The organism is Nocardia rhizosphaerae (assembly GCF_042650365.1).
In the GTDB taxonomy this organism is placed as follows: domain Bacteria; phylum Actinomycetota; class Actinomycetes; order Mycobacteriales; family Mycobacteriaceae; genus Nocardia; species Nocardia rhizosphaerae.
This window is the reverse complement of sequence record NZ_JBHSBA010000007.1, coordinates 396702-412225: the sequence shown is the minus strand read 5'-3', so window position 1 is coordinate 412225 and position 15524 is coordinate 396702. Positions and strand designations below refer to the sequence as shown.

The 15524-nt window shown below is 69.6% G+C and carries 19 protein-coding genes; 5 read left to right on the top strand and 14 right to left on the bottom strand.

Annotation, left to right across the window (positions count from 1 at the left end; all coding sequences use genetic code 11):
* Window positions 1-43: 43 nt before the first annotated feature.
* On the bottom strand, window positions 44-466 hold the full coding sequence (locus tag ACFOW8_RS16705; RefSeq protein ID WP_378551539.1) for an uL11 family ribosomal protein: 423 nt from the start codon (window positions 464-466) through the stop codon (window positions 44-46).
* A gap of 139 nt (window positions 467-605) precedes the next feature.
* Between ACFOW8_RS16705 and ACFOW8_RS16700 the strand changes: the two genes are divergently transcribed.
* Window positions 606-1409 (top strand): transglutaminase-like domain-containing protein, encoded by an 804-nt coding sequence (locus ACFOW8_RS16700; protein WP_378551538.1) that lies wholly within the window; start codon window positions 606-608, stop codon window positions 1407-1409.
* A gap of 216 nt (window positions 1410-1625) precedes the next feature.
* Here ACFOW8_RS16700 and rlmN read toward each other — a convergent pair whose 3' ends face one another.
* Window positions 1626-2735 (bottom strand): 23S rRNA (adenine(2503)-C(2))-methyltransferase RlmN, encoded by a 1110-nt coding sequence (rlmN, locus tag ACFOW8_RS16695; RefSeq protein ID WP_378551537.1) that lies wholly within the window; start codon window positions 2733-2735, stop codon window positions 1626-1628.
* Window positions 2736-2848: 113 nt separating this feature from the next.
* On the opposite strand from rlmN, the gene ACFOW8_RS16690 reads away from it, so the two are divergent.
* Window positions 2849-3217, top strand: coding sequence for a LapA family protein (locus tag ACFOW8_RS16690; protein ID WP_378551536.1), 369 nt, complete (start codon window positions 2849-2851; stop codon window positions 3215-3217).
* 1 nt (window position 3218) lies between these two features.
* Here the strand turns inward: ACFOW8_RS16690 and ACFOW8_RS16685 are convergent, their stop codons facing one another.
* The 5 genes from ACFOW8_RS16685 to rpsB all read right to left on the bottom strand — a co-directional run bounded on the left by ACFOW8_RS16685 (window position 3219) and on the right by rpsB (window position 7697).
* Window positions 3219-4115 (bottom strand): phosphatidate cytidylyltransferase, encoded by an 897-nt coding sequence (locus ACFOW8_RS16685; protein WP_378552044.1) that lies wholly within the window; start codon window positions 4113-4115, stop codon window positions 3219-3221.
* Window positions 4116-4225: 110 nt separating this feature from the next.
* Window positions 4226-4783 carry a ribosome recycling factor gene (frr, locus tag ACFOW8_RS16680; protein ID WP_378551535.1) on the bottom strand — a complete coding sequence of 186 codons (558 nt, stop codon included), beginning with the start codon at window positions 4781-4783 and terminating at the stop codon, window positions 4226-4228.
* A 50-nt stretch (window positions 4784-4833) separates the two neighbouring features.
* Window positions 4834-5562 (bottom strand): UMP kinase, encoded by a 729-nt coding sequence (gene pyrH / locus ACFOW8_RS16675; protein ID WP_378551534.1) that lies wholly within the window; start codon window positions 5560-5562, stop codon window positions 4834-4836.
* A gap of 194 nt (window positions 5563-5756) precedes the next feature.
* Window positions 5757-6581: a translation elongation factor Ts gene (tsf, locus tag ACFOW8_RS16670; protein WP_378551533.1), complete on the bottom strand. Its 825-nt coding sequence runs from the start codon at window positions 6579-6581 to the stop codon at window positions 5757-5759.
* Window positions 6582-6833: 252 nt separating this feature from the next.
* Window positions 6834-7697, bottom strand: a complete 864-nt coding sequence (gene rpsB, locus ACFOW8_RS16665) for a 30S ribosomal protein S2 (RefSeq protein ID WP_378551532.1) — start codon at window positions 7695-7697, stop codon at window positions 6834-6836.
* A gap of 406 nt (window positions 7698-8103) precedes the next feature.
* Here rpsB and ACFOW8_RS16660 point away from each other — a divergent pair, with 406 nt between their 5' ends.
* The 3 genes from ACFOW8_RS16660 (at window position 8104) to ACFOW8_RS16650 (ending at window position 9801) form a co-directional block, all read left to right on the top strand.
* Window positions 8104-8505, top strand: a complete 402-nt coding sequence (locus tag ACFOW8_RS16660) for a hypothetical protein (RefSeq protein ID WP_378551531.1) — start codon at window positions 8104-8106, stop codon at window positions 8503-8505.
* Window positions 8506-8740: 235 nt separating this feature from the next.
* The gene (locus ACFOW8_RS16655; RefSeq protein WP_378551530.1) at window positions 8741-9226 is read left to right on the top strand and encodes a M23 family metallopeptidase; all 486 of its coding nucleotides are present in this window, start codon (window positions 8741-8743) and stop codon (window positions 9224-9226) included.
* A 62-nt stretch (window positions 9227-9288) separates the two neighbouring features.
* Window positions 9289-9801 (top strand): DUF1990 family protein, encoded by a 513-nt coding sequence (locus tag ACFOW8_RS16650; protein ID WP_378551529.1) that lies wholly within the window; start codon window positions 9289-9291, stop codon window positions 9799-9801.
* Window positions 9802-9879: 78 nt separating this feature from the next.
* Here the strand turns inward: ACFOW8_RS16650 and ACFOW8_RS16645 are convergent, their stop codons facing one another.
* The 7 genes from ACFOW8_RS16645 to ACFOW8_RS16615 all read right to left on the bottom strand — a co-directional run bounded on the left by ACFOW8_RS16645 (window position 9880) and on the right by ACFOW8_RS16615 (window position 15449).
* Window positions 9880-10248: a hypothetical protein gene (locus ACFOW8_RS16645; protein ID WP_378551528.1), complete on the bottom strand. Its 369-nt coding sequence runs from the start codon at window positions 10246-10248 to the stop codon at window positions 9880-9882.
* Between the two features lie 190 nt (window positions 10249-10438).
* Window positions 10439-10747 carry a DUF202 domain-containing protein gene (locus ACFOW8_RS16640; RefSeq protein WP_378551527.1) on the bottom strand — a complete coding sequence of 103 codons (309 nt, stop codon included), beginning with the start codon at window positions 10745-10747 and terminating at the stop codon, window positions 10439-10441.
* Window positions 10744-11109 (bottom strand): YidH family protein, encoded by a 366-nt coding sequence (locus ACFOW8_RS16635; protein WP_378551526.1) that lies wholly within the window; start codon window positions 11107-11109, stop codon window positions 10744-10746. The genes ACFOW8_RS16640 and ACFOW8_RS16635 overlap by 4 nt, the downstream gene beginning before the upstream one ends.
* Before the next feature lie 244 nt (window positions 11110-11353).
* Complete coding sequence (locus ACFOW8_RS16630; protein WP_378551525.1) at window positions 11354-12277, bottom strand: tyrosine recombinase XerC; 924 nt, start codon at window positions 12275-12277, stop codon at window positions 11354-11356.
* A 150-nt stretch (window positions 12278-12427) separates the two neighbouring features.
* On the bottom strand, window positions 12428-13588 hold the full coding sequence (gene dprA / locus ACFOW8_RS16625) for a DNA-processing protein DprA (RefSeq protein ID WP_378551524.1): 1161 nt from the start codon (window positions 13586-13588) through the stop codon (window positions 12428-12430).
* On the bottom strand, window positions 13585-15093 hold the full coding sequence (locus ACFOW8_RS16620) for a YifB family Mg chelatase-like AAA ATPase (protein WP_378551523.1): 1509 nt from the start codon (window positions 15091-15093) through the stop codon (window positions 13585-13587). The genes dprA and ACFOW8_RS16620 overlap by 4 nt, the downstream gene beginning before the upstream one ends.
* A complete protein-coding gene (locus ACFOW8_RS16615) occupies window positions 15093-15449 on the bottom strand; it encodes a YraN family protein (RefSeq protein WP_378551522.1) in 357 nt (118 codons plus the stop codon). Before ACFOW8_RS16615 ends, ACFOW8_RS16620 begins: the two co-directional genes overlap by 1 nt.
* Between the last annotated feature and the right edge of the window lie 75 nt (window positions 15450-15524).

Below are 15524 nucleotides of genomic sequence, written 5' to 3'. Positions count from 1 at the left end.
CCCCACCGTGTGCGCCTCGGTGCCGGCGGTTCGGGCGGCGGGTTCAGTCCTCGACGCGCACACCCATCGACCGCGCGGTCCCCGCGACGATCCGCATCGCCGCCGCCACATCGGTCGTGTTGAGATCGGGGAGCTTGCGGATCGCGATGCGGCGCAACTGTTCCCGGGAGATCGAGCCGACCCGCTTGTGCCCTGGCTGCGGCGAGCCCGCGGTGCCGAGCACCTTCTTGATCAGCGAGGCCGTCGGCGGCGTCTTGAGCCGCATGGTCCACCGTTTGCGGGCGTCGATCGTGATGACCGCGGGCACGATGTCGCCCCGTTGGTCCGCGGTCGCCGCATCGTAGCGGCGTTTCACCTCGAAGGGCGGGATTCCGGTGGGGCCGAGCATCTTGCCGAGCATCATCAGCGAGGCATTGCCCGCTTCGAGCTCGAGAGTAACTGTGACAGAGGCTGTTTCGCGCGCCATAGTCAACGATCTCGGATGCCCGCATCGTTGTGGTCCCACACGGGTAACACCTCGGCGGCAACGTGGGCCGCGCACACCGGAGCACCGCGCTGGGCGTGTTCGGGTCGCCGTAGGCTCCTTCGCCTGTCACGCTGGAGGCGTGAAACGTGACGTCTCCGCCGCCATGGAGATCACGGTCCATGCCGACACGGTCCTGCAATGGCAGATCGCCGTCGCCAGGCAACCCGGCATCGACCTGACCGAATCCATGACCTGTGTGCTCGACGGCGTCCACCTCACCCCGCGCGAAGTCATCGGCCCGCACCACACCCGGCTGCACGTGCTCGACGCCCCCGCGGGCACCCTCAGGGTGGACTACCAGGCGACCGTGCTCGGCACCGCGATCCCCGAACCGGCCACCGACTACGAGATCGCGCTGTACCGGCGACCGAGCCGCTACGCCGAATCGGACAAGCTGCTCGGCTACGCGGCCGCCGAATTCGGGTACGGCATCGTCGACCCCGGCATGCCGGCGCGCGTCGCGGCATGGGTGGGCCGACGGATCTCCTACGTCGCGGGCAGCAGCGCGCCGATCGACGGCGCGGTGGAAACCCTGCTGTCGGGCACCGGGGTCTGCCGCGACTTCTCCCACCTCGTGGTCGCGCTGCTCCGCGCGGTCGGCGTCCCCGCCAGGGTCGCCGCGGTCTACGCCCCCGGCTGCGTCCCGATGGATTTCCACGCCGTCGCCGAAGCCTACGTCGACGGCATGTGGCACACCCTCGACCCCACCTGCCTCGCCCCGCGCCCCAGCCTCGTCCGCATCGCCACCGGCCGCGACGCCTCCGACATCGCCTTCCTCGACAACCACGGCGGCGACATCACCCTCACCTCGATGACGATCAACGCCTTCGTCGACGGCCCCCTCCCCTACGACGACTTCACCCAGCCCGTCCGCATCGAATAGGTGCGTCGTCGCCTGGGCACCGAGCCCACCGGCGGCATCGGGCCGTCACCGCCGTGTGTCAACTGGTCGTCGGCAGCCTGACCGTGGTCAGGCGAAAGAGGTCGATCGGACCGGCGAAGTCGGTCATCACTCCCAGCGGCCCCCGGCAGGTGTTCTCGTCGGAGAAGAAGATGCCGGTTCCGCCCCCGAGCGACCGAAATCCGTGCCAGAACTCGATCAGCCCTCGGCTGCCAATTGCCCACACGCAGCGGCGATCTCCTGCCCACGCGTGTCACGCACCGTGCACGACACACCTTGGGCGATCACCCGACGCACGAACTCGCGCTCGACCGGCTTGGGGCTGGCGTCCCACTCGCTGCCCGGGGTCGGGTTGAGCGGGATCAGGTTCACGTGCACCAACGGGCCCAACGCCTTGTGCAACTTCTTGCCCAGCATGTCCGCCCGCCACGGCTGATCGTTGACATCACGAATCAACGCATACTCGATCGACACCCGCCGACCCGACTTGTCCGCGTAATACCGCGCGGCATCGAGCACCTCGGCGATCGACCACCGATTATTCACCGGCACCAGCGTGTCACGCAGCTCGTCATCAGGCGTGTGCAGCGACACCGCCAGCCGCACCGACATGTCCTCGTCGGCCAGCTTGCGGATCGCGGGTGCGAGGCCGACCGTCGACACCGTCACCGACCGCTGGGAGATCCCGAGCCCATCAGGCGCGGGCGAGGTGATCCGACGCACCGCGTTCACCACTCGCTTGTAATTGGCCAGCGGCTCACCCATGCCCATGAACACGATATTGGAAAGCCGGCCCGGACCGCCGTGCACCTCACCGTCGCGCAGCGCCGCCGCGGCGGCCCGCACCTGGTCGACGATCTCGGCGGTCGACAGATTGCGGTTGAGCCCCGCCTGCCCGGTCGCACAGAACGGGCAGGCCATGCCGCATCCGGCCTGACTGGAGATACACAGGGTGTTGCGGTCGGGGTAGCGCATGAGCACGCTCTCCAGCAGAGTGCCGTCGTGCGCGCGCCACAGGGTCTTGCGGGTGTCGCCCTCGTCGCAGGCGAGATGGCGGACCACCGACAGCAACGGCGGGAACAGCGTCTCGCCGACCTTCGCGCGCACATCGGCGGGCAGATCGGTCATCTGTTCCGGATCGGCCTGCAGCCTGCCGTAGTACTGGCGGGCCAACTGGTCGGCCCGGAACTTGGGCAGGCCGAGGTCCTGCACCGCGGCCTTGCGCTCGTCCGCGTCGAGATCGGCGAGGTGGCGCGGCGGCATACCGCGACGCGGGGCATCGAACACAAGGGGCAGGGAGGTGGCCATAATTCCACCATTGTCCCAAACGATGCCGGGCCGTCGATGGCCGGGCCGCCACGCCGAACGCTGTTATCGAGAAGATGCGTGCACCCGTGATAGCTGTCGGCCATGATCGAACCATGTCCACCAATGCCGAATCCGGCGCCTCCGCCGAACACGAACCGGTACCGCCCGCTCCCGAGCCGCCCGCGCCCAAGCATCGGCGCGGTGAGCAGGTTCCCGCCAAACGGACCACCCCGAAGGGCGTCCATGGTTCGCGGACCGGTTACACCTGGATCGGGCTGCTCGCTGCGGCCGTCATCGGTATCGTCCTGCTGATCTTCATCATCCAGAATCTCGACCAGGCCAACGTCAACCTGTTGTTCTGGGATTTCTCGCTGCCGCTCGGCATCACGGTGCTGCTTTCGGTGATCGCGGGCGCGCTGGTGATGGGGCTGGTCGGCGGTGTGCGCATCCTGCAGCTACGGCACGCCGCGAAGAAACCCTGACCTACAGCAGCGCGCTGAGCACCAGCCACGACACGAAGGCCGACGGCAGCATCGAGTCCAAGCGGTCCATGATGCCGCCGTGGCCGGGCAGCATGGTGCCCATGTCCTTGATGCCGAGTTCGCGCTTGATCTGGGACTCGATCAGATCACCGCAGGTCGCCACCACCACCAGACCGATGCCGAGGACGACACCGATCATCGAATTCGCCTCGAGCAGCAGGGTGACGGTGAGCAGGCCGCCGATCACGCTGAACACCAGCGAACCGCAGAACCCCTCCCACGACTTCTTCGGGCTGATCGCGGGCACCATGGGGTGCCTGCCGAACAACACACCGGCCACATAGCCGCCGACGTCGGAGCAGACGACCAGGATCATGAACGTCAGCACCCGCAGGTTGCCGTCGGGTTCGAGCAGCAGCAACGTCGCGAACGAGGCGAGCAGCGGGATCCAGGTGAGCGTGAACAGCGCGATCGCGGTGTCGCGCAGGAAGTTCTTCGGCGCGGTGTTCAGGCCGTGGTCGAACAGGCGCCAGACCATACAGACCAGCGCGGTCGCCGCGAAGGCGCCGACCACGCCCTTGGCGCCCCACGGCCAGCCCAGCCAGAACACCGCCTGCCCGCCGAGCAGCAGCGGGATCCGCGGCACCAGCACATCGGCCTCGCGCAGCCGCTTGGCGACCTCCCAGGTAGCGACGCCGACAGCGGCACCGGCGACGCCGATGAATACTTTGGGGACGAACAGCAGGATCGCGATGAGCGACAGACCGAGACCGAGACCGACCGCCAGCGCGGCGGGCAGATTCCGGCCCGCGCGCGAGGCGGGTGCCTGCGGTTCGGCAGGCACCTCGACATGCGGGGTCGGCGTCGCCGCGTCGGTCTGCTCGACCCGATCCGGCATCGGCTCCGGTGCCGCTCCGGTGGCGGCGGCGTCTTCGGCCACGATTGTCCCGTCGCTCAACTCGTTCGTTCCGTTCATCCCCCGCCCGAGCGGGACTCGTGCGATCTGCCTCAGACCTCGAGCAGTTCGGCTTCCTTGTGCTTGACCAGCTCGTCGATCTGGCCCACGTATTTGGCGGTGGTCTTGTCGAGCTCCTTCTCGGCACGCCCGACCTCGTCCTCACCCGCCTCGCCATCCTTCTGGATCCGGCCCAGCTCGTCCATCGCCTTGCGGCGGACGTTACGGATCGAGACCTTGGCATCCTCGCCCTTGCTCTTGGCCATCTTGACCATCTCGCGGCGACGTTCCTCGGTGAGCTGCGGCACGGTGATGCGCAGGATGTCACCGTTGTTGGTGGGGTTCACGCCCAGATCGGAGTTACGGATCGCGTTCTCGATCGGGCCGAGCTGGCTCTGCTCGTAAGGCTTGATCACGACCATGCGCGGCTCGGGCACGGTGATACTCGACATCTGCGTGATCGGGGTCGGCGAGCCGTAGTAGTCGACCACCACGCGCGAGAACATGCCGGGGTTGGCGCGGCCGGTCCGGATGGTGCCCAGGTCGTCCTTCGCCACCGAGACGGCTTTCTCCATCTTCTCTTCGGCATCGAAGAGCGCTTCATCAATCACGACCGGTTCCTCCACAGCGTCGTCATCGTCGTCCTGTCGCGGGAGCGGGATCAGGACCGAACCAGGGTGCCGATGTGCTCACCGGCGACTGCCCGGGCAATATTGCCCTTGGTCAGCAAATTGAACACCAGAATCGGCATCTGGTTGTCCATGCAGAGACTGAACGCGGTGGCATCGGCCACCTTCAGCCCCTTTTCGATCACTTCCTTGTGCGTGATCTCGGTGTACATGTTCGCGTTCTCGTCCACCCGCGGGTCGGCGTCGAACACCCCGTCGACAGCCTTCGCCATCAGCACCACATCGGCGCCGATCTCGAGCGCGCGCTGGGCTGCGGTGGTGTCGGTGGAGAAGTAGGGCATGCCCATGCCCGCGCCGAAGATCACGACGCGGCCCTTCTCCAGGTGCCGCTTGGCGCGCAGCGGCAGGTACGGCTCGGCGACCTGGCCCATCGTGATGGCGGTCTGCACGCGGGTGTCCACCCCCTGCTGCTGCAGGAAGTCCTGCAGCGCAAGGCTGTTCATCACGGTGCCGAGCATGCCCATGTAGTCCGAGCGGGCGCGTTCCATGCCGCGCTCCTCCAGCTCGGCGCCGCGGAAGAAGTTGCCGCCGCCGATCACCACGGCCACCTGCACGCCGGTCTCGACGATCTCGGCGATCTGCTCGGCCACGGTCTGCACGACGTCGGGGTCGAGGCCGACACCACCTCCGCCGAACATCTCCCCACCCAGTTTGAGCAGCACCCGGCGGTATCCAGGGCGGTCGTAACCCGGGTCGGTCATGGGTGGTCGTCTCCTTCGGCGAGGTCGGTCGAACGCGGGCACGGCAAGCGGCCGCACAACTAGGCGAAGCGGCATCTATCCTGCCCTATCCGGATTCTGCCACCGTACAAGACCCCCCGGCTGCCGCTACGAATCGGCGAGAGCCCCTCGGGTGCAGCCGTGCGCTGCTCCCGAGGGGCTCTCGAACCGGCGGATCAGGCCTGGCCGACCTCGAAGCGCGCGAAGCGCTTCACGGTGACACCGGCCTCTTCCAGGAGGGCCTTGACGGTCTTCTTCGAGTCGGTGACGGCGGACTGCTCCAGCAGCACGACGTCCTTGAAGAAGCCGTTGACGCGACCCTCGGTGATCTTCGGCAGCGCGGCCTCGGGCTTGCCTTCTTCGCGCGCGGTCTGCTCGGCGATGCGGCGCTCGTTCTCGACGATGTCGGCGGGCACCTCGTCGCGGGTCAGGTACTTGGCCTTGAGTGCGGCGACCTGCATGCCTGCGGCGCGCGCGGCCTCAGCGGCGGCGTCGCCTTCACCCTCGTACTCGACCAGCACGCCGACGGCGGGCGGCAGGTCGGAGGCACGCTTGTGCAGGTAGGTGGCGACCGGGCCGTCGAAGGCGACGACGCGACGCAGTTCCAGCTTCTCACCGATCTTGGCGGCCAGTGCCTGCACGGCCTCGTCGACGGTGGTGTCGGCCAGCTTCAGCGCCTTGAGCGCCTCCAGGTCGGCGGGCTTGGCGGCGGCGGCCGCGGTGACGATGGCGTCGGCCAGCTCCTGGAACTCCGCGTTCTTGGCGACGAAGTCGGTCTCGGAGTTGATCTCGACCATCACGCCGTCCTTGGCGATGACCAGACCCTCGGCGGTGGCGCGCTCGGCACGCTTGCCGACATCCTTGGCGCCCTTGATGCGCAGCACCTCGACGGCCTTGTCGAAATCGCCGTCGGACTCGGCCAGCGCGTTCTTGCAATCCATCATGCCGGAGCCGGTGAGCTCGCGGAGCCGCTTCACGTCAGCAGCGGTGTAGTTCGCCATCGGGGGCGAGCCTCCTGTGTTTCTGGCGGCGCGGGCGCCGCGGGTTCTCGGCCTTTCGGCCTCGATCTTCCCTCCCTACGGGTACTCCTTCGTCGCACCCTCCGGTCAGTCCAGATCGAGGCGGCCGAGAACGGGGAAGAATAACGACCTCGGCCGTAGGCCCTGCTGTGGTGTTCTGGGTATTACGCCACCTTGCCGACCGCATCTGAATTCAGATGGGCCGGCAAGGTGAACAGTCGACTACTGATCAGCTCAGAAGTCGGCCGGGGTGTGCTGCGCCGGGTCGGCCTTGACCTCGGCAGCGGCCTCGGCCGGCGTCTCGGTGGCGGCCTCGGCAGCCGGGGTCGCCTGAGCCAGCAGCTCCTGCTCCCACTCGGCGAGCGGCTCGCCTGCGCCGGCCTCGGGCTTCGCGTCGCCGGAAGCCTGGCCCGCGCGGGCCTGCACGCCCTCGGCCACCGCGGAGGCGACGACCTTGGTGAGCAGAGCGGCGGAACGGATCGCGTCGTCGTTACCCGGGATCGGGTAGTCGACCAGGTCGGGATCGCAGTTGGTGTCCAGGATCGCGATGACCGGGATGTTCAGCTTGCGGGCCTCGCCGACGGCGATGTGCTCCTTGTTGGTGTCGACGACCCAGATGGCCGAGGGCACCTTGGCCATGTCGCGGATACCGCCGAGGGTGCGGTCCAGCTTGGTCATCTCACGCGTGAGCATGAGGATTTCCTTCTTGGTGCGACCCTCGAAGCCACCGGTCTGCTCCATGGCCTCGAGCTCCTTCAGGCGCTGCAGGCGCTTGTGGACGGTCGAGAAGTTGGTGAGCATGCCACCCAGCCAGCGCTGGTTGACGTAGGGCATCCCGACGCGAGTCGCCTCGGCCGCGATCGACTCCTGTGCCTGCTTCTTGGTACCGACGAAGAGCACGGTGCCACCGTGGGCGACCGTCTCCTTGACGAACTCGTAGGCCTTGTCGATGTAGGTCAGCGTCTGCTGCAGGTCGATGATGTAGATGCCGTTGCGGTCGGTGAAGATGAACCGCTTCATCTTCGGGTTCCACCGCCGGGTCTGGTGCCCGAAGTGCGCGCCGCTGTCGAGCAGCTGCTTCATGGTTACGACAGCCATAGCTCCCGTATCTCTCTTTCGTTGCCGGTTGCCGCAGCCGATCGGCGATCGACTGCCCTGGCGCCACCGAAACCGCCGGACCCGATCACAAGAACCGGGACCAGCCGACGATTTCATCGTTCATCCGCTGGAGAACTCGCGCTGATCTGCCCTGAGGACGTCTGCGTTGCGAGCGACGACCGGATGGACGAGCACGGGTGGCGCGCGAAGTCGGTTCATGCCGTGCGCAGATGGCTGAGCACAAACCGCGTGATCAGTCTACGCGGACCTGGGCCGTCGCCGAAATCGCCCCTCGCGACGCAGGCCCGTTCCGGCGGTGAAGTGCGCGATATCCACATAGGCCGATGTTGTCCACAATCGCGAAACGCGGCCCCCGAAGACGGAATACACCGCCGAAAGTGGGGGCATGAACATCTTCTCCCGAGCCCTGATCGTCACGATTCCGCTGCTGTGCGCGGCCGGTGTCATGGCCGCACCGGTCGGCGCCGACCACGGCGGCGGCGCTGCCATCGCGCCGGTCTGTTCCGGTGGGCAGACGCCCACTGTCCCCGCGCCGCCCCCGGAACGGCACGATGCCGCCGGTCCGATGACACCATCGCCCGCGCCGGTGCCCGTCCGCATCACGGTCCACGACCTGACATCGGCTCCCCACGTGGCCGCGGACCGGTCCGGACCGGTCGAGGTCGAGATCGTGCTGCGTGGTGAAAGGGCAGGCGGTTCGGCGACGGCGCTCCCCGCCGCCCTGCGTGACCTGGTCGGCGCGCTGCTCGCCCAGCAGCGGGTGCAGGCACCGCGGCCACATCGCTGACATGAGGCGCAACGGCGAGCATCGAGCGGGTAATGGATCTGCGGCACTTCGGCCTCGCCGAGCGGGTGCTGATCCGGCTTGCCACGGTCGACGAGGCGCACGTGCAGCGTCGGCTCCCGGTCATCGGCGCCGATCCGGGCGAGGGGCACGCTCGACGTATCGGCGCGACTCGATGCTCCGGCGCGGCCGGACCGGCAACCGGGCCCGGATGGCGGCCCGGTGTGGGGTGGCCTGCATGGGGTTGGTGCTGTCGCTCGTCGGTGACGTGCAGGCGGCCGGGAGCCGCGGCGGTGAATTCGGATGGCCGTTGCGGCCGCGGCCTGCGGTGGAACGGTACTTCGACAAGCCGGAACGGAATTGGCTGCCCGGGCACCGCGGAGTGGATCTGGCCGGGAGCGTGGGACAGACGGTGCTCGCCGCCGGTGCCGGGATCGTGGTGTTCGCCGGGATGGTGGCGGGCAAGCCGGTGGTGTCGATCGAGCACGCCGGCGGGCTGCGGACGACCTACGAACCCGTGCGCGCTCAGGTGGCAGTGGGTACGCGGGTGCGCAGGGGCACGCCGATCGGGACGTTGTCGGCCGGGCACGAGGGGTGTCCGGCCGCGGCGTGTCTGCATTGGGGTGCGCGCCGCGAGGCAGGCGCGCACAGCAGACGCGAGTACGTCGATCCGCTCGGCCTGCTGCACGAGGTGCCGGTGCGATTGCTGCCGATGACGGCGTGAGGTGACGAAACACTCGGGCGGGCGGCTGGCACCCGCCTCTCCCACGGGACGACAATCGGGAGGTGGCCGAGAAACGAACAGCGTTCACCTATCCCGACGTGGGCGCCACCCGCACGACCTTTCCCGCCGGATACCAGCGGTTGCGGCATCGCCGGGGGATCGGGCACGGCCGCGATCTGTTCGAGCAAGCCGCCGAGCACATCTTCGCCTTCGGAATGCAAAAGGGCGTCGGCATCTTCGAGCACGCCGACACCGAGACCGCCGAGGCGGGTACCGAGCTGACGGTCCGGCTCGGGATCGGCTCGATCGGCATCAGCGCGCCCTGTCGCGTCGTCTATGTCCTGCACGAGCCCGATCGCCGCGGTTTCGCCTACGGCACCCTGCCCGGCCATCCCGAGATCGGCGAGGAACTGTTCGCCGTCGAATACGACCCGACCGACGACTCCGTCCACGGCCTGGTCACCGCCTTTTCCCGCCCCGGAGCCTGGTACACGCGCCTCGGTGGACCGCTTGTCCACGGAGTCCAGCGCTGGATCGCCCACCGCTATCTGAACACGCTGCCGACCAGCAACTGAGCGCTGATCGTGCCTCCGCGCGGTGACAACGCTGGTCGCCCACCAGCCGGAGAAGAACGGCCCGCCGCGGTGCCGAGGTCAGAGCACCGCCGACAGTGCCGCGGCCTCGGCGATCAACCGGTCGCGGCGGTCCGTGGCGCCGAGCCGGTCGTATTCGGCAGCGGCGGTGTGCCTTTCGTCGATCTCGCGGCGCACGATCGCGAGGATGTCGTCTTCGGTGAGGTCGCGGCGGCTCACCTCGGCTGCCCCGAGACCGAGTGCGCTGTCTTCCAGCGCGCCGGCCCGCGTGTCACTCGCGTCGACCGCCTCGGCGTTGTCGATCGCCCCCAGCACTGTCCGCAGCGCCGACACCGCGCTGCGATCCCGTGACTTCAGCGCCGGCTTCAGCGCCGCGCGCAGCCGCTCGCGCACGGGAGTCTCCTGCTCGTCCGGCATCCCATGGTTCATGGCCGCCGACGATATTCCGGGGGTTCGCCGGAGTCGAGCGAATTGCGTGGCACGCCGCCCGGCAATCCGCTCGCGTCGCGGTCCCGACAGTCCGCGCCCGACGTCGCGACCGGTTGCGAGACGGATATCGCGGACCATGAGCGACGGCGGTCGCATCGCGTGCCATCGGCCGGCGCCCGACGGCGCCCGGTCAGGTCGACAACCGATCGATCAGCAGTGTGCCGATGGCGATCGCCGCGACGGCGACCACAGCGCATGTGGTGAGCGGGACAAGGACGCGCCCGGTGCTCACCCGCCCGTGGTGCAGCGCCCGGCCACGGGCCCAGCCGATCACGCTCAGCAGTAACGCGATCGCGGCGGCGGTGAGAGGAAGGGCCAGGGTGGGCCAGTCGTCGAGGGTGACCGCATGGACGAACAGCAGCGCACACGCCGCCGCGCCGAGCGCGGTCCGCCGCCAGGCCAGCGCGGTGCGTTCCGCGGCGAGGGTCGGCGCCGTCACGACAGCAACACCGCCAGACAGGCCAGCGCGGCGACGATCGCCACTCCGGCGGAGAGCACGGGAACCAGGATCGTGCCGGGCAGGGGGCGGCCCACACGCATGGCGACGTCGACACGTCGCCAGTGCCGCAGCGCGCCGAGAGCCACCGCCAGCGCCATGATCAGGCAGCACAGCGCAATCAGTCCACCGAACCCGGCCAGCCGCAACGGCTGTACCAGCGTGTGCACCGCGACGCCTCCGGCGAGCAGGCCGAGCGCGGTCCGTATCCACGCCAGGAAGGTCCGCTCGTTCGCCAGCGTGAACCGATAGTCCACCTCCCCTTCCCCGTCCTCCGATTCACCCCCGACCTCGGGCAATGCCATCACCACCACCTCCACCACCCATCTTGCCGCCCCACCCGATCCCGCTACCGCAACGCGCCGAACCCGTACAGGTTGCGCCGGGATGCGGAGCGACTGCCCTCGCCGCGGTGCCGTCGATGCGGGTCACTCGACGGTGCCGGCCGGGAAGCGGGCGGGGCCGTGGTGTGGGGCCGGGTGTTCAGTGCTGGCGGGCGGTGACGTCTGGAGGTGCATCGCTGCGAGCGGCGCTCGGCCCGCACGCGGGCTATGCGCGTGGGTGGGCCTGGTCGTGGACTCGTTTCAATCGTTCGACCGAGACGTGGGTGTAGAGCTGGGTGGTGGCCATGCTCGCGTGGCCGAGGAGTTCCTGGACGACGCGCAGGTCGGCGCCACCCTCGAGCAGGTGGGTGGCGGCGGTGTGACGCAGGCCGTGCGGGCCCATGGCGGGGGCACCGGGGATGGCGGCGACGGTCTCGTGCACGACGGTTCTGGCCTGACGCTGGTCGAGCCTGCGGCCGCGCTGCCCGAGCAGCAGGGCCCGTCCCGACCGGTCGTTGACGAGGGCGGGTCTGCCCGCTCGGAGCCAGGCGTCGAGCGCGACGTCCGCGGGACCGCCGAACGGTACCGACCGCTCCTTGTTGCCTTTGCCGAGCACCCGGACGAGCCGCCGTTCCCGGTCGATGTCGTCGACGTCGAGACCGCACAGTTCGCTGACCCTGATCCCGGTGGCGTACAGCAGTTCGACAATCAGCCGATCCCGCAGCGCCATCGGATCCTGTTGGGCAGCACCGGATTCCGCGGCATCCATGGCCTGCGCCGCTTGACCCCGCGCTAGCACGGCGGGCAGCACCCGGTGCGCTTTCGGAGCCTGCAGCCGGAGCCCGGGATCCACTGTCAGCCGACCGGTCTCGGTGAGCCAAGCGGTGAATGTCCGTGCGGCCGAGGCTCGTCGCGACAGGGTGGTCCGCGCGGCACCCTGCGCCGCGAGTTCGGCCAACCAGGACCGCAGTAGTGACAGATCCACCTCCCGGATCGCCGAATCCGCCGACCGCGCGTACAGGTGCTCGAGCAAGGACCGCACGTCTCCGAGATAGGCCCGCACCGTATGCGCCGACCGATTCCGCCCCAACCGCAGATGCCGCCCGAACTCGGCGATCAGCGCGGTCAGGTCCTCGGGCAACACGTCCATCTTCCCACCGTCACCTCAATACCCACCTCGCGCAACCCGCCACGCCATCGGTCCCTCAGCGAGGAGACGGTGATTCCCGCTGCGTCGCACCGCACGGCCGATGAACCCGCCGCAGCGGCGCGGCTCCTGCACCCCGATGACCGGCGTCGCTCACCCCGGCCGCCTGCCTCGCGTGCGAAACCAACCGTCGGAGTCACAGCCGACCAGTCCGGAGAGTTCCAGGCCGACCAGGACGGCGCGGACCGTGGGTAGGTCGAGGCCGGATTGCTGGGCGAGGTCGCGGGGTAGCCGGGAGCCGACGGCCGGCAGTGTCGCGTAGATGTCGGCCTCGGCGCCGCGGAGGTGGGCGGCCGGGTCGGTGGTGTCGTCGGCGACGGGCAGGCGCAGGGGCCCTGCTTCGTCGACGATGTCTTCGGCTCCGGTGACGAGCAGGGCTTCGCCCTCGCGGATCATGCGGTGACATCCCGCCGAGGACGCGGAGCCGACGGGACCCGGCACCGCCATGGCGGGCCTGCCGAGGCGGCGGGCCCATTTCACGGTGTTGCGTGCCCCGCTGCGCAGGCCCGCCTCGACGACGAGGACACCGTCACCGAGGGTGGCGATCAACCGGTTGCGGGCGAGGAACCGGTGCTTCTGCGCGGGGGTGCCCGGCGGGTACTCGCTGACAACCAGCCCGGTCTCGGCGATGGCCGCGAGCAGCCGGTCGTGCTGGGCGGGGTACGGGCGGTCGACGCCGCAGGCGAGCACCGCGACGGTGCGGCCGCCGACGGCCAACGCCGCCCGGTGCGCGGCCGCGTCGATGCCGAACGCGGCGCCGGAGACGATCGTCCAACCCCGACCCGCCAGCTCGCAGGCGATCTCACCGGCCACCTGCACCCCGTAGCCGGTGCTGCAGCGCGAACCCACCACGGCGACAGCACGTTCGGAGGCGCTCGCCAGTGACAGCGGCCCACGCGCCCACAGCACCAGCGGTACCGCTGCCTCGCGGTCACGGTCGGTGTCGAGCTGGTTCAGGCCGAGCATGCGCCAGGCCGGCCATTCCGGGTCGTCCGGCGTGATGACCCGCCCACCGAGCCGGGCGATCGCCGCCAGATCGGCTGCGGCCGAGTCGACCGCGCGGCGCGCGGCGGTCGGGCCGCGCAGCGGTTCGGGCAGTTCGTGTTCGCGGACGGCCCGCGCCGCCTCGCACACCCCGACCGAGGCGATCAACGCCGACAACGGAGCACACGGTCCCTGCACCACACGCGACAGATACACCCACGCGAGCCTGCGGGCGTCGGCGTCGCCATCGAGATCGACCAGGCCGGTCACTGGGCGCTCCGCTGCCGGAAGTTCAAGGCCGACAGCACATCCTGCACGCTCGGCACCTCGCCGCCACGCAGATCGCACACCGTCCAGGCCACCCGGATCGCCCGGTCGGCACCGCGCGCCGACATCCGGCCGAGCCGCAGCGCGGTATCGATCGGTGCGATCGACTCGCCGGGCAGCCGGAACCGTTGCCGCAGTACATGTCCAGGGACATCGGCATTGGTCGCCCAGCCGTCGGCGCTCCAGCGCTGCGCGGCCAGCGCGCGGGCCTGCGCCACCCTGGCCGCCACGGTGGCGCTGGTCTCGGCCTCGGTATCGCTGAAGGTGGCGCCCGCCTGGCCGTGCATCCGCACCCAGATGTCGATGCGGTCCAGCAGCGGCCCGGACAGCTTGCCGAGGTAGCGGCGCCGGGCCAGTGGCGCGCAGATGCAGTCCACATCGCGGGCTGGAGCGCACGGACAGGGATTGGCGGCGAGTACGAGCTGGAACCGGGCCGGGTAGCGCGCGACACCGTCGCGCCGGGCGATGCGCACCTCACCCTCCTCGAGCGGGGTACGCAGCGCCTCCAGCACTTTCGTGCCGATCTCGGCACATTCGTCGAGGAACAGCACGCCCCGGTGGGCCCGGCTCACCGCGCCCGGTCGCGCCATCCCGGAACCTCCGCCGATCATCGCGGTGACCGAGGTCGAATGATGCGGCGCGACGAACGGAGCGAGGGTGAGCAACGGCTGTTCGGCCGACAGCGAGCCTGCCATCGAATGGATCGCGGTGACCTCGAGCGACTCCGCCTCCGTCAACGGCGGCAGCAGGCCGGGAAGACGTTGCGCCAGCATGGTTTTGCCGATCCCGGGTGGACCGGTCAGCAGCAGGTGGTGCCCGCCGGCCGCGGCCACCTCCAGCGCCCAGCGGGCCTCGTCCTGGCCGACGACATCGCTGAGATCACCGCACGACGCGTGCGCGCCGGGCAGCGACCCGTCCGGTTCGAGCAGGGTGCCCTCGCCACGCAACCAGGCAACGACGGCCCGCAGGCTGACGGCGCCGAGCACTTCGATCCCCTCGACCAGTCCGGCCTCGGCCACCGCGTCCGCAGGCACCACCACGGTCGGCACGCCCGCCGCGCGGGCGGCGATCACCGCGGGGAGCACCCCGCGCACCCGCCGTACCCGCCCGTCGAGCGCCAGCTCGCCCAGCAGCACGGTCTTGGCCAACCGCTCGCCGGGCACCGCGCCGGAGGCGTCGAGTACCGCCACCGCGAGCGCCAGATCGTAGACACTGCCCACTTTTGGCAGCGTGGCCGGGGACAGGGCGAGGATCACCCTGCCATCCGGCCACTTCTCCCCCGTGTTGGCGACCGCGGACCTGACCCGATTGCGTGATTCCTGCAGCGCGGTGTCGGGCAGGCCGACCAGATTCACCGATGGCAGACCCTGACCGATATCGGCTTCGATCTCCACCAGCTGACCGTCGACCCCGGTCACCGCCACCGACAACGCCCGTCCGAGCGCCATCAGAACGCCGCGGCCAGATGGTCGATGACCGGGCGGTGCCCGCGGGCGACCAGGACCGACACCACATCGAACCTGATCCGCCGCCACGGCCCGTCCTGCTCGGTCAGCCACAGCAGCGCCAACCGCCGGATGCGTTGCTGTTTGGTGAAGGTGACCGCCTCGGCGGGAGACCCGTACCCCAACCCCGACCGGGTCTTGACCTCGACGAACGCCGTGACCGACGGGTCCTGGACGATCAGGTCCAGTTCGCCGTAGCGGCACCGCCAATTGCGGGCGACGATCTCCATCCCGGACTCACGCAGAAACTGCGCGGCCAGTTGCTCCCCGTATGCGCCGAGCGCCTGCTTGTCTGCCATGGCTGCCAGCGTGCCGCGCCGCGGCATCGGCGCCCCGGCTCCGACCTGGGCGAACAACAAACCTGTGGACAACCG

Bases quoted from the DNA above. Each gene is read 5' to 3' on its own strand.
- ACFOW8_RS16705 (WP_378551539.1), bottom strand. From the start codon at position 466: ATGGCGCGCGAAACAGCCTCTGTCACAGTTACTCTCGAGCTCGAAGCG.
- rlmN (WP_378551537.1), bottom strand. From the start codon at position 2,735: ATGGCCACCTCCCTGCCCCTTGTGTTCGATGCCCCGCGTCGCGGTATG.
- ACFOW8_RS16690 (WP_378551536.1), top strand. From the start codon at position 2,849: ATGTCCACCAATGCCGAATCCGGCGCCTCCGCCGAACACGAACCGGTA.
- ACFOW8_RS16685 (WP_378552044.1), bottom strand. From the start codon at position 4,115: ATGCCGGATCGGGTCGAGCAGACCGACGCGGCGACGCCGACCCCGCAT.
- pyrH (WP_378551534.1), bottom strand. From the start codon at position 5,562: ATGACCGACCCGGGTTACGACCGCCCTGGATACCGCCGGGTGCTGCTC.
- tsf (WP_378551533.1), bottom strand. From the start codon at position 6,581: ATGGCGAACTACACCGCTGCTGACGTGAAGCGGCTCCGCGAGCTCACC.
- rpsB (WP_378551532.1), bottom strand. From the start codon at position 7,697: ATGGCTGTCGTAACCATGAAGCAGCTGCTCGACAGCGGCGCGCACTTC.
- ACFOW8_RS16660 (WP_378551531.1), top strand. From the start codon at position 8,104: ATGAACATCTTCTCCCGAGCCCTGATCGTCACGATTCCGCTGCTGTGC.
- ACFOW8_RS16655 (WP_378551530.1), top strand. From the start codon at position 8,741: ATGGGGTTGGTGCTGTCGCTCGTCGGTGACGTGCAGGCGGCCGGGAGC.
- ACFOW8_RS16645 (WP_378551528.1), bottom strand. From the start codon at position 10,248: ATGAACCATGGGATGCCGGACGAGCAGGAGACTCCCGTGCGCGAGCGG.
- ACFOW8_RS16635 (WP_378551526.1), bottom strand. From the start codon at position 11,109: ATGGCATTGCCCGAGGTCGGGGGTGAATCGGAGGACGGGGAAGGGGAG.
- ACFOW8_RS16630 (WP_378551525.1), bottom strand. From the start codon at position 12,277: ATGGACGTGTTGCCCGAGGACCTGACCGCGCTGATCGCCGAGTTCGGG.
- ACFOW8_RS16620 (WP_378551523.1), bottom strand. From the start codon at position 15,093: ATGGCGCTCGGACGGGCGTTGTCGGTGGCGGTGACCGGGGTCGACGGT.
- ACFOW8_RS16615 (WP_378551522.1), bottom strand. From the start codon at position 15,449: ATGGCAGACAAGCAGGCGCTCGGCGCATACGGGGAGCAACTGGCCGCG.